12 protein-coding genes are annotated in these 12,606 nt (G+C 48.3%); 10 read left to right on the plus strand and 2 right to left on the minus strand.

Going from position 1 to position 12,606, the window contains the following annotated elements:
* Positions 1 to 28: 28 nt before the first annotated feature.
* The 5 genes from LVQ77_RS01370 (at position 29) to LVQ77_RS01390 (ending at position 6,313) form a co-directional block, all read left to right on the plus strand.
* Positions 29 to 679 (plus strand): DUF1120 domain-containing protein, encoded by a 651-nt coding sequence (locus LVQ77_RS01370; protein ID WP_232863586.1) that lies wholly within the window; start codon positions 29 to 31, stop codon positions 677 to 679.
* A gap of 70 nt (positions 680 to 749) precedes the next feature.
* Positions 750 to 1,427: a fimbrial protein gene (locus LVQ77_RS01375; protein WP_232863587.1), complete on the plus strand. Its 678-nt coding sequence runs from the start codon at positions 750 to 752 to the stop codon at positions 1,425 to 1,427.
* 485 nt (positions 1,428 to 1,912) lie between these two features.
* Entirely contained in the window at positions 1,913 to 2,623 is a 711-nt protein-coding gene (locus LVQ77_RS01380) for a fimbria/pilus chaperone family protein (protein ID WP_370644971.1), read from the plus strand.
* Between the two features lie 26 nt (positions 2,624 to 2,649).
* Positions 2,650 to 5,118 carry a fimbria/pilus outer membrane usher protein gene (locus LVQ77_RS01385; RefSeq protein WP_232903462.1) on the plus strand — a complete coding sequence of 823 codons (2,469 nt, stop codon included), beginning with the start codon at positions 2,650 to 2,652 and terminating at the stop codon, positions 5,116 to 5,118.
* A gap of 13 nt (positions 5,119 to 5,131) precedes the next feature.
* The gene (locus LVQ77_RS01390) at positions 5,132 to 6,313 is read left to right on the plus strand and encodes a DUF1120 domain-containing protein (protein WP_232863590.1); all 1,182 of its coding nucleotides are present in this window, start codon (positions 5,132 to 5,134) and stop codon (positions 6,311 to 6,313) included.
* Positions 6,314 to 6,358: 45 nt separating this feature from the next.
* On the opposite strand, the gene LVQ77_RS01395 is transcribed toward LVQ77_RS01390, so the two are convergent.
* Together LVQ77_RS01395 and LVQ77_RS01400 are read right to left on the minus strand one after the other, a co-directional pair.
* Positions 6,359 to 6,853, minus strand: a complete 495-nt coding sequence (locus tag LVQ77_RS01395; RefSeq protein WP_232903463.1) for a hypothetical protein — start codon at positions 6,851 to 6,853, stop codon at positions 6,359 to 6,361.
* Positions 6,850 to 7,704, minus strand: coding sequence for a transcriptional regulator (locus tag LVQ77_RS01400; RefSeq protein ID WP_232903464.1), 855 nt, complete (start codon positions 7,702 to 7,704; stop codon positions 6,850 to 6,852). Before LVQ77_RS01400 ends, LVQ77_RS01395 begins: the two co-directional genes overlap by 4 nt.
* Positions 7,705 to 8,128: 424 nt before the next feature.
* Between LVQ77_RS01400 and LVQ77_RS01405 the strand changes: the two genes are divergently transcribed.
* From LVQ77_RS01405 to tssC, 5 genes are all read left to right on the plus strand, one after another.
* The gene (locus LVQ77_RS01405; RefSeq protein WP_232863593.1) at positions 8,129 to 8,791 is read left to right on the plus strand and encodes a LuxR C-terminal-related transcriptional regulator; all 663 of its coding nucleotides are present in this window, start codon (positions 8,129 to 8,131) and stop codon (positions 8,789 to 8,791) included.
* Between the two features lie 160 nt (positions 8,792 to 8,951).
* Positions 8,952 to 9,806 carry a winged helix-turn-helix domain-containing protein gene (locus LVQ77_RS01410; RefSeq protein ID WP_232903465.1) on the plus strand — a complete coding sequence of 285 codons (855 nt, stop codon included), beginning with the start codon at positions 8,952 to 8,954 and terminating at the stop codon, positions 9,804 to 9,806.
* The gene (locus tag LVQ77_RS01415; RefSeq protein ID WP_232903466.1) at positions 9,807 to 10,310 is read left to right on the plus strand and encodes a hypothetical protein; all 504 of its coding nucleotides are present in this window, start codon (positions 9,807 to 9,809) and stop codon (positions 10,308 to 10,310) included. It abuts the gene before it with no gap.
* A 348-nt stretch (positions 10,311 to 10,658) separates the two neighbouring features.
* Entirely contained in the window at positions 10,659 to 11,123 is a 465-nt protein-coding gene (tssB, locus tag LVQ77_RS01420; protein WP_232863596.1) for a type VI secretion system contractile sheath small subunit, read from the plus strand.
* 5 nt (positions 11,124 to 11,128) lie between these two features.
* A complete protein-coding gene (gene tssC, locus LVQ77_RS01425; protein WP_370640068.1) occupies positions 11,129 to 12,601 on the plus strand; it encodes a type VI secretion system contractile sheath large subunit in 1,473 nt (490 codons plus the stop codon).
* Positions 12,602 to 12,606: the final 5 nt, after the last annotated feature.

A 12,606-nucleotide genomic window follows, 5' to 3' on the forward strand; every position in this document is an offset into this window, starting at 1 on the left:
TCTATTTAATGTTGGAATTTTTATGTACATGACTAATAAGTTCACTTTATCTGCACTGGCTTTCGGCATGCTGGTTTCTTCTCAGGCTTTTGCTGCAAGTAACGTCACGCTGAACGTTACGGGCACTATCACTCCGGTGGCCTGTACGCCAACCTTGAGCGGTGGCGGCGCCATTAACTACGGTTCAATCTCCACCTCCGATCTTTCTGAGACGGCACGAACCACTCTGGATAAGAAATCCCTTGATTTAACAGTTGATTGTGCCGGCGCGACCGCTCCATTTGCTATTAGAGCAGTGGATAATGCTATGGATTCGACGCTGGACCTAAATAACGGCGCCATTTTTGGCCTGGGTAAGCAAGGTACAAATAATATCGGTCAATATACTTTAAGTATGCAGGGGACCGCGCAAGGGGATGGCAGTAATGTTATTACTATGCGTTCAATAAATGGCGGTAAAAACTGGACCACGGCAAATGGTATAGATCCTACAGTGATTGTTCATGGGGGGATATTGTATGCATATGGCGAAAACACCTCATCTACCGCCCCTAAACCGCTCAGTACGCTAGTTACCCAGCTTGACATTGAGCCGGTTATCGCACCGCTTAACACTCTGGATACGACAACTAACTTCAATTTTGCTGGCTCTGCCACCCTGATTGTCGAGTACCTCTAATCAGAAACAGCGCCGGTCCAACAAGGACCGGCTACTCTTCCTGACTTGAAGATTATTAGCGGGTATCACTATGAAAATGCCAACAAAACTTACCGTACTAGCCATTATCTTGAACCTGTCGCAACCCGTGTTCGCAGCGAGCCAAGCCGATCTTACCGTGATGGGGTCTGTTGCTCCGGCCCCCTGTACGGTGGTGATTGCCGGTGGCAAAGACTACCGCTTCGGCACCATGATGGCGGATGAACTCAACAGCGATGCGCCTACCCATCGGGATCTCTCAAAAACGATCTCGATTGAATGCCCGGCGCCAACCGGACTTTGGGTCGCTTTTCCGTTTGACAACGGTGGGCAGCTAAAACCCCATGCCGGTGGAACGGCCACCGGTTCACTGGCGTGGTGGAAGCCTTCAACTAACGAGGCTTTGCCTGACGGCGGATGCGATCCTGTTTTGCCAGATGCTGAGCAGACCAAGGTTGATGTCGGTGACGGCAACCTGATGGGATTGGATAAATTTGTCCGTATCTTCAGAGGTAGGGTGTTCCCTCTCAGTTGTCCGGCAACCTCTTTTATTGAGTTGGCATCGGATGGAAATGGCGCGGAAGATAGACATTACCTCGGTCACCCAGCAGTTAAAAGGATGCAGATTCCCCGGCATTTAAGAATGAGCATTAACCCACGGGATGATTTAGATACCGCCGGAGCCATTCAACTGGAAGGTGCGGCAACCGTGGTGGTGAATTATTTTTAATGCCCGGCAGAAATCCGTTTCGCGTATTAATGAGCAATAAATCAATCCCACTTTCCTGAGCACAAAAGTCTCGATTTATTGCCCGTTCCCGACTAACGGATGCGGGCAGCAACAATCTCTCCCCCCCGCACTGTGTGCTTGTGTATTCATCTTTGGGACAGTCTGGATACCTCTGGAGTATTCAACGGGAAGGCTCGGTCAGGATTATGCTGAAACAAAACATAATCTATTGATTTAAAATAAATATATTCCGGTAAGACCTTTTCAGGTTTATTCCGTGTTCCTTACTGCGCCTGCTGCGTAGGATTCAGTCACGTCAGGAGGCAGTACAAGAATTGTTCAGCAAACTGACTCGTTAATACCAATGTGGTGCTTAACCACACATTGCTTTGGCGGAGCAGGGAACGGCCTACGCCTGAAGCCTCACTCACATTTATGAAAGAGTTCAGATTATGAAATTCACGCAAAAGAATACAACGACCGTAATGACTATGACGCTGCTGGGTGCGCTGGTGCTGACCGCTGCGAAACCTGTGCTGGCCGATGGCATGATCCCTGAAACCTCCGTGGTTATCGTCAATGAAGCCGATGGCGAAGCCACCATGAAGGTGACCAACAGCGACGCCGTTGCTTCGTTGTTGCATGTCAAAGTATTAGATATTCCGGAAGACAAAGAGCCGTTGCTGCTGGTAACCCCATCGGTGGCCCGCGTTGAAGCGGGTAAAACCCAGCAGGTGCGTTTTATTCTGCGTACCGGTAATGCGCCGTTAAAAACCCAGCGCATGAAACGAGCTAGCTTCGAAGGCATCGCATCTCAGAAACGTGAGAATGAAGCCGGGGAGTCGCGAGTTGGGGTTGGCGTACGCCAAAATTTGCCGGTCATCATTCATCCAAAGGGGCTGGCGCGCAATGATTCCCCGTGGACAGGTCTGCAATGGTCGCTGGCTAACGGCAAGTTGACCGTCAGTAACCCAACGGCTTATGTCGTGCGTCTGTCTCCTGATGTGACACTGATGCCATCCCAAACGCGGGCGCAGATGACCAAAAGCTATGTTCTGCCGGGTGAAAAGCTTGATGTTTCTGTCACCGGTGCTGCGGCTTCTGCAAGTGCGGTGCGCTTTGTTCCTGCCACCGTTTATGGTTTTGCCGTCAAACACTATGACGCGTCGCTGAACGGCAAAAACATTACTCGTTAATTCTTTCAGGAACAGAACTCTCCGCTATGACTGCATTTTTGACACCTAATACCTGGCAACTGCTCACGGCGGGGATGCTGATCCCTGCAAGCATCGTTCTACCCGTTGCGCTGGCTAATGAGAGCGAAAAGCTCAGCCGCGAAGAGGAGGAGTTTTCGGCAGAAATCCTCAAACAGCGTGGTATTGATCCGCAACTCGCCGACTACTTTAGTGGTAGCCCGCGATTTACCCCCGGTAAACATAGCGTGCGGATAATCGTTAACGGCACTGACAAGGGAAAACTGAACGCCAGCTTCAATCAGGAAGGGCAGCTTTGCTTTGATCCGGCGCTGCTGGCTGCTGCGGGATTAAAAGATCCGTTAAATCGCGACCCGGATGCGGCGCAAAGCGCTGTGGCAAGCTCCGCCTGTCAGGCATTTCTTGAGGCTTATCCGTTGACGCTGGTGGAATTGCGTACTGGTGAGAATGAAGTTGATCTGGTGGTGCCAACACAAGCACTGAACAGCGCGCAAGATGTGAGCGGATATACCACCGGTGGCACGGCGGCTTTGCTCAACTATGAGCTTCTGGGAGTGAATAGCCAGTATGCCGGAGGCTCGAGCAACAGTTATTCCGCGACCACAGAGTTGGGTTTCAATGCCGCGGACTGGATTGTGCGAAGCCGCCAGATTTACAGTAGTAGTAATGGGAATAATCAGTTTCAGCATATGGAAGCCTATGCTCAGCGTAGTTTCGCCGAGCAGGGAGCCGTCTTGCAGACCGGCCAAATCAGATTGGTGAACCCGGTGCTCAGCGGGGCGCAAATCACAGGTTTTCAGTGGATGAATGAGCAAGCTCTTTCACAGCAGAACATGCCAGGAAGAGTGGAAGGTATCGCCCAAGGGACGGCCAGAGTTGAAGTGTCGCAGATGGGATCGCTGATTTATACCACTGTGGTTCCAGGTGGCCCGTTCGTGTTGACCGATGTTCCGCGCATCAGCCAGCGCTTTGATCTCAATGTGAAGGTGATTGAGGCTGATGGTAGCGAGCACAGCTTTACGGTTTCTGCGGCGGTAGCGGGTATCGCTTCGCCGGAGAGTGGTTATGCCTACGCAATAGGTCAGGTGCGTAACCTTTCCGGCGCGACGGAAAAACCTTTGGTGGCAAGCGCTGGCTGGAGCGGTGCGCTGGGGCCGGATACCTCAATATCCAATGGCGTAATGCTGGCAACCCACTATGCCTCAGTGGGGAGCGGCATCGGACACAGCCCGTGGGAAGGCGCTTTGGCCCAGTGGGATATGGTCGGTTCGCGGGCCAATCGTGAAGGTAAACAGGGCGGGTTAACGCGCCTGTCGCTGACGCAAAACCTCGGTGCAAACTGGAATGTGGAAGCTGCGGCCAGTCTGCAAAGCCCTGGATTTCGTGAATTGATTGACGTGAGTTATTCGCCATCTGATGACGATACACGCTTGCATCAGCGTCAGCAGTTGGATACTCGTTTGGGCTGGAGTCATCCATGGCTCGGCAGTTTCTCCACCGGTTTTTCCCAGGCGACATACTCAGATGGCAGCATGACGCGACGCGCGACGGCAAACTGGGGGATCAGTTTTCGCTATGTGTCACTCAACTTCTCTGCGGAACGTGATTTGGGCAGTTCTTCATGGGTTGAGGGGATGTCAAAGAACAGTAACAGCTATTATGTCAGCCTGAATATCCCATTTGGCGACCGACCGCGAATCACTACCACTATGCGTGAAAGCGGCGGTTCCCGTCGTTACGGTATCAACGCCAGCGACTCCGTGAATGATGCTTTCAGTTATAGGGTAGGCGGTGAGCAAGACTCGCGTGATAACACCACTTCACTCAGCGCCGGGACCTCATTTATTCCCCGCTATACGTCGGTTGATCTTGATTACAGCGGTGATGGCAAGAAACAAAATAGCTTTAGTGGCGGGATGCGTGGTGGAGTAGTTGCACATGCTAATGGCGTAACCGCGTCACCTTATACGGTGAAAGAGACCTTTGGATTGGTCAATGTCGGTGATGTTTCTGGCGTGAAGCTCAACACCCCAAGCGGCCCGGTATGGACTGACAGCAAAGGCAATGCGGTACTTTCCCAGCTCAATGGCTTCGGTCGCAATACAGTAGACGTCGCGAATAATAGCCTGCCTCGAAATGTCGATATTCAGCAAGGTTTTGCAGAAGTCCGGCCGGGACGAGGATCGGTACAGCGTGTTGATTTTCATGCGACGACGACCCGTCGTGTGTTGATGCAAATAACCACAGCCACCGGGCAGCCGCTTCCAACCGGAGCGTTAATTACCGATCAGAATAACCAACCGGTAGGCATGGTAGAACGAGCGGGTGAAATGTTCCTTGAAAATGCCACAGAACTTAAAACGTTGTGGGTCACTGGAGCCGGCATACAGCGTTGTCGCGTGGACATTACACTGCCGAAACAGGCAGATGAGCTTAACTATTATGAAACTGTTCCGGCCGTCTGTCGGGCAAACTAATGCAGGTAATATGATGAATAAATTCGTTAGTTTAGCTAATCGATTCACCCAACGTGTGCTCGGTTCCAGCATTCTGGGGGCGTTTTGTTGGATTGCTGTTGCCCCCGTAAACGTCGCTGCCGCACAGACAGCAGAGTGTTCTATGACAGTCAGTAACAGCGACATTGATTTTGGCCAGCTCAAACGCAGCTTGTTAACTCGGGCGCAGCAGAAGGTATCGATTGGGCAGCGCAGCCTGAATCTGACGGTAAACTGTGCTAACCCAACGGAGATGACGCTGTTTTATCGCGCAGTTGCCAGTATCAATCAGCCGGGATACACGTTTGGTTCTGCGGGGAACTACCAGCTTAAGTTACGCGATGCCACGGTGGATGGTCAGCCCGTAAACTTAGGGCGCGTCTCTGCATCGGGTCAGATGCCATCCCACAGTGAACCCTCTCTGACATGGGAAGGCGAGCAGGGGATCACGGCAGTACACAATGGTTCACCGGTGAAAGGAACCAGTTTGCGTGCAACGCTGGATGTGGCTGCCAGTATGTCTGAGTCACAGCTCCGTCTGCGCTCGGCAACAAACTGGCAAAGCAGTGGCCGACTGGAAATCGTACCCGGAGGGGAAAGTCGAACGCTCAGTCTGAAAGCCAGTATTCAACCTGTTTCCTGCGTTCCAACTCTCAGCCAGGGGGGGACAGTGAAATTGGGTAAGATCTCGCAAAGTGATCTCAGTCTGAACCAGGCTAGCCAGTTGCAACCTCGCAGTATTGAACTTAATGTCGCCTGCGAAGCACCGGTCAGTTTTGCGATAAAAACCATTGATAATCAACAGGGCACTGCGACGCGCAGCGGCACTGAACAATTTGGATTGGGTCTGGACAACAGCGCTAACCCGATTGGCTCTTATACGCTCAGTATCAACAGCACCACCAGTCATGCGGACAGCCATTCCAGTTTGTATTTGACTCAGGCTCCGTTGTCGGCCAGTACCTGGAGTGAATCTGCTACTGGAAGCCAGCAATTGAGCACCGATTCGTTGTCTGGCTTTACCCCAGCGGTGGCCAGCAATGCTGGGCCTGCACCACTGGAGCAACTCAACACGACGCTAACAGTTGATGTAGAAATTGCCCCGACTGGCAGCCTGAAGGTCACCGATGAAATAGAGATTAAAGGCTCAGCGACCCTTGAAGTTTTCTATATTTAACGCTGTTTTTGACAGTCATTAGGGTTAGCCCTCCGGAGCATGATTTTATGCCCCGGAATGACAATAAAGCCGTGGCATATTTGCCACACTCACAATACTGTCGCCATTAGCTATTTTCTCAATCTGGTAATAATCGTTAAATTTCGTTTTAAAACTTGGGAAAATAAACTCTTCAGCCAGTGTCGCAGGAATATTCTCGCCAAAGGCCGGGTGCATGCTATCGGTGTGGGTAGTGATATAAGAATGGCTCACTTTCCAGTTAAAACGAGTATTACGGTGAATAGTGTAGAGCGCCGGTTTATCACTTCCCCGAGCCTGATACTGCATCGTGCCGCTAAGAATACCAATTCCGCTGCCATTAGCGTAATAGTGGGTTTTGATGGAACCTTTAAGCAGCATATTGTCGTCTTTCTGCGAGTTAATCGCATAAGGCACCTGGCAATAGAAAGCGAGGCTACTGTGGGCATCTAAATGGCGAACAACAAGCCAGGGTGCAACTAACAACACTAGCACCAGTATACTCAGCAGGACTTTTTTCATTTTTCCGCCCCATTTCGCAGACTAAAATAAGCGCTACAGCCGTTATCTTTTTCCGTTATCGGAGCATCACAAAGGAAATAGCTGCTCAAATTGCGGCTGCTGACCTTATTGATGTAGAGATAATTGACGGATTTGCCAGCCAGGGTTTGCGGTTTGTCGTGATTAAAACGATTAACAGCTTCTTTCGCATAGACAGACTGCTCATTGAGTGGCGCTTGTAAATAAACCTGAGTTTCCCCCAGCGAAGCGGTCGGGCGATATTGCTCACGCACATCAAAATCGTGTAGCTGCTGATTGTGATTTTTATAGAAATAAAAACCGCCTGCCGCTGCCATATTTAACACCACTAAAGCGGTTAAAAGCGCAGGAAGAATTTTGGCTCGAGCGCTCACCGACGGTTCGCGATCGGTAATAAGGGGTTGAGGTGGCTGGGGAGTTATCTGTTCAACGGTTTCAGCTTCCCCCCCTGAGTCTGTGACTATCTCTATCTCTATCTCATTATTCACAGAACTCGCGTCTGCCACCGGTTCTATCTCAACAATGGCAGATTCTTCGGATTGCAGTGGTTGCGCAACGCCAACCTTTTCAACCTGGATTTGCGAGCTGAAGGTATAACCAAGCCGAGGAACGGTGACAATCACCTCATAAGGAACATTCAGCTTCTGAAACGCCTGGCGTAACTGGGAGATATTCTTCCACATGCTGCCTTCGGTAACTAATGTGCCAAATTTGCCCCAGCATTCGTGCATTAAGGTGTCTTTATCTATCGTTTCGCCCTGACGCTCAATAAAAAGCGTCAGACAGCGCGAGGCGGTGGCGCTGAGCTTGATCTTTACCTGCGGTGCGCTCAAAGACGATAACTGAAAGATCTCATCATCAAAAATTAAGCTTTGATTTAGACGGTATTGTGTCAACCTGGTGAACCTCAAAATTAAAACAAATATTTAACAATCCCTTACTCATACTAGCCCTTTTACCGTGCGAAATGAAGAGCTTGAGGAGCATCTCATCTTTCTAATGAGCATAGACCATCCCGCTTATCACAAAAAAACCTTATTTAAACTGCTTAGTAAACTTTTGCTGGGCTGAAAAAGAGCCTCACGTCGTATCACAAAGGTTATTTGAGGAAAAGTGAGTGTGTTTGCCCAGGGCTTGTGTCTACCATAAAGCCAAATAAAAACGATGGTATGAATGTTTAAATTCACGCAATACCACTGCAACAAGTTCAACGCCCGGGAAGGAGAGTTAGTCACTTTATGTTAAGAGGGATGATAGATGATGGGCACTTTAAATTCGAACATGCGACATCCGTTAATAGTTATCTCGGATGACATCGCGTTTATCTCGCAATTGAATAAATACGATAGTAGAAACAGGGAAATCCTCCATTTTAGGCTAAGTGAATTGGCATTCATACATGAAGCCCTTTGTTCACATTTTAATGGCATGATTTGTTTTGATGCTGATACTCAATATATTTCTGAAAACTACAGCGATTTTGCTATCAAATGGATCTGCAGTCTTTTCCCGAACGCGTCGGTGGCGCTATTGTCATCTAACCCCGGTATTAATAAAGCCGAGAAACTAAGCTGTTATTCTAAAGAAATGAGAGCCTCTGAACTCTTTAAACTTTTAGATGGTAAATCTGAAATTCACACACGTTCGCGTAGGTCATCGGGACTCTATTTCCCTCTGTCACCTCAGGAAAAAATGGTTCTATTGGCGTTAGCCCAGGGCAAGACGATCAGGGAAATTGCTGAGAGCTCGCAGCGTAGCGTCAAGACCATATATTCGCAAAAATCTCTTGGGCTAAAAAAACTTGAAGTCTATAAAACAGAGCTATTCAGCAATCTGTTGGGGCGTTTTGGGTATCACCAGCGAAAAGAGATGAGCAATCATCGATGGTCTCACGATCGTTCCTCAAAAGAGAATGCATAAGTATCTTACTTAAGCTTACTACCTAATTGGTTGTTTTATATTTGTTTGTGTTTTCTTTAAAAGTTTATTTCAGGAAGAGTGAGTGTCATTTTGTGATTGCAGTCACTAATATAGTATGTAATGACAAATTCATATTGGGCGCTGTAGAACGGGATAGGGTATGGCGAAAGTTAGCTTAAACGGCACCATCATATTTGATGAAGAAAAATATACCTTGAGCCACTGCGAGTCTGAAAGTGATGTCATTATTTTAGGTGCAACAACCAGTCGTTGTTTGGGGTTGTTTATCGCGAACCAAGGCGAGGTTATTTATAAGAAGGACTTGCTGCATAATGGTTGGGGGAAATTTGGTACCGTCGTGGCGGAAGGTAGCATGTGGCAAGTTATTTCTCAGCTTCGCAAAGCTTTTGAGCACTTTCAACTTGATGGTGGCTTAATCATCACGGTTCCGCGCATTGGTTATAAATTATCGTCAGAACTCACCGTTGAACGTTTGAGTATTACGGAGCAGGCAGAAAGTCTATCAGCAGAGATTATTCTAAGAGCTGATGACTTGCCGATGATAGTAGAGAATGAGACTCCCTCCAGTCCTGATATTCTTTCCGAGAAAACGGCCCCCACAAAAAAACTGCATAAGAGATGGCTGAGCCAACCACTTAAAATCGGTTTGGCTTTAGTTTTACTAAACCTGGTATTGCTATGTGGATTTTATCTTTATCAACGATTACCAGCCTCATTGCCAATGCTGGCACAGCGCTGGCATTTTTTACAAGAATTCAATAATGCCGCGGTTTATGTCCAAAATAATAAACCCTCCATGACTTATCTAACAGAACGCGCCGTTGCTCGTCTTCCAGATAACATTGGGCTACCAGATGGAACACTCGCTTCATATATTTATATCAATAATACGTCTGATAAAACGCTTAGCAGCTATTTTTTATGTAAGCGTGAAATTACTGAACGAGATAATGGATGTATCACCTCAGTTATGGTGGATAAAACGAGTCTTTAAATGAAAAAGAAAGCTGTAGTCAGTCTGTTTATCACACTAAACATAGCGCCCTGGTTGGCGCTTTTTGCATTATCACCCAAGTCAGAGTTGGATCTCTATTGCCAGGTTCCCTTTAATATTCGTATTGAAAAACAGCAATCGGTAAAATTACAGGGTGCGATTAAAACCCATTACTATGCCGATCGTTCTGCAATTAGTTTCATCAGCGGTAATTTAGTGCAGCTGCAGGAAGATGGTAGTACTGAAGCTATCTGGCGCATTAATCGTCGGGCTGAGTTTACGTGGTATATGAATCAAAACTATCTGCATTCTATAACCCACGAAGTGCACCCAGCATTTGGCGATAATTTACCTCATTCGTTGGCAGAGGCTTATCTGTTCCCCACCTATAAAGTACAACATCGTGATTATTATCAGCTCAGTCGTTTGGCGAATGACGATGTCATTGTCAGCGTTGCCGGCATGCCGCGTTTATATTGCCACAGCCAGACGAATGTTGGCTGAACGGTAAAACACTTTCCTGAATAAATCTTACCGCTTAGCTTACTGGTTTGATAACCGCCATATCTCCCAGTAATCAGGCGGTATTTTTATTTAAAATATCACCTCAATCTACTGATTTCGTTGGTTTTAAATCAGATTACCCTTTCATGAGATTAATTCAGGTTTTCTCAGTGGGAAACTTCCTAGATGACCGGTAAATTTCACCCACTTTCCAATGAGAGGGGGAGGCAGGCATAAGTTTGTGGCTGTTGTCATCCACCGTAGGTTGACAGCTTCGTCTCTTTAGAAAGTACTTAATCAGGCGAGAACGGATAATCCACAGCCTTATATCAGCATTGGTGAAGATTAATGAGTAATACGCAGAGTAAATTATCGAAGGCACGCCCACCTCGTGTGCAAATAAGTTATGACGTAGAAACTGGAGGCGCGCAGGAAAGTAAAGAACTGCCGCTGGTTATTGGTGTCATGGGTGAATTCACCAAAGATGATACAGAGTTTCGCGATCGCAACTTCATTAAAATTGATAAAGACAATTTTAATGAAGTGATGGAAGGGATGGCGCCGAAAGTTGAATTGTTGGTTGACAGTGCATTGCCAGAAAATGAAGGGAAGCTGGCCGTGGAACTTAAGTTTAATTCACTGGATGACTTTACTCCGGACAATATTGTCGCGCAGGTTGAACCGTTACGTAAATTACTCGAATTGCGTGAACAGTTGAGTGATTTACGCAATCGTACAGCCAGTAATGACCGCCTAAAAGAACAGTTGATTGAAATGCTGAATCAGCAAAATAACTCAGGAGAAACGGAATGAGTGATATGACCGTGAATCCAGTTGTTGAGCAATCAGGGGCTGAGCTTGATTATCTGGATGAGATTATCAACAACACCCAGGCGATTCGTAAAGAAACTGACCGCCCGAAAGTTAAAAGTCAGCTTGATAGCTTTCTGGCACAAGTCGCGACCGGTGCGGTAGTCGTTTCGCACGATTTGGTTGGCAGCATTGAACAGCGCATTGCGGCAATTGACGAACTGCTTTCTGAGCAGGTGAGCAACATCATGCACGCAGCAGAATTCCAGAAAATGGAATCTTCCTGGCGTGGCCTGCACAAACTGGTCCAGAGCAGCGTGACAGAAAATACGCATGTGCGCATGTTCAACTGCACCAAAAAAGAGTTACTCAAAGACTTTAAATCCGCCTCTGACTTTGATCAGTCAGTGATGTTTAAAGCGATTTATGAAAGTGAATACGGCACCTTTGGCGGCCTGCCATATTCTGCGTTTGTCGGCGATTTTGAGTTCGATAATACCGCGGAAGACATTATGTTGCTGGAGCAGATTTCCCACGTTGCGGCGGCGGCCCATGCTCCATTCCTGAGTGCGGCAAATCCTGGCATGTTTGCCATGAACGGCTTCGGCGAAATGCCGCGTCCTCGTGATTTGGGCAAGCTGTTCGATACCTCCGACTATGCGCGTTGGAAGTCATTCCGCCTGACCGATGATGCTCGCTATGTGGGTCTGACCTTGCCACGCGTGATTGGCCGTCTGCCATACGGCGCAAAAACGATTTCTGTAGAAAGCTTCAACTTTGAAGAAAGCCATAACGAGCAGGATGTTAACGAAAGCTACCTGTGGGTGAACGCAGCTTATGAGCTGGCTGGCCGCATGGTTGAAGCATTCGAACAATACGGTTGGTGTGCGGCAATCCGCGGCGTTGAAGGGGGTGGTCTGGTGAAATCTCTGCCAGCACACAGCTATACCGCCAGCAGTGGTGAAAATGTGCTGCAGTGCCCGACGGAAGTCGCCATTTCAGACCGTCGCGAAAAAGAGCTGGCTGACCTCGGTTTTATCCCGCTGGTTTACTGCAAAGGGACAGATTACGCCGCTTTCTTTGCCGTGCAGTCGGTAAACAAGCCGCGCAAATATGATTCGGACCTGGCTAATGCTAATGCGCGTCTGTCAAGCCAACTGCAGTACATCATGACCACTTCGCGCTTTGCTCATTATCTGAAGGCCATCGTCCGCGACAAGGTCGGTAGCTTTATGTCCAAAGACGAATGCCAGCGCTATCTGCAAAAGTGGATTAGCCAGTATGTGACCGCTTCTGACGACGTGGGGCCGGCAACTAAAGCTAAAAAGCCTCTACGCGAAGCTCGGGTAGACGTTTATGAAGTGCCCGGTGCCCCAGGTCAATACCGCGCCATTGCCTATTTGAAACCGCATTTCCAACTTGAAGGATTGACACTTTCTCTGCGCCTGGTCGCAGAACTTCCAGCATCAACTGGTGCTTAAATAAA

This window comes from Buttiauxella cochleicola (assembly GCF_021282435.1).
Taxonomy (GTDB): Bacteria; Pseudomonadota; Gammaproteobacteria; order Enterobacterales; family Enterobacteriaceae; genus Buttiauxella; species Buttiauxella massiliensis.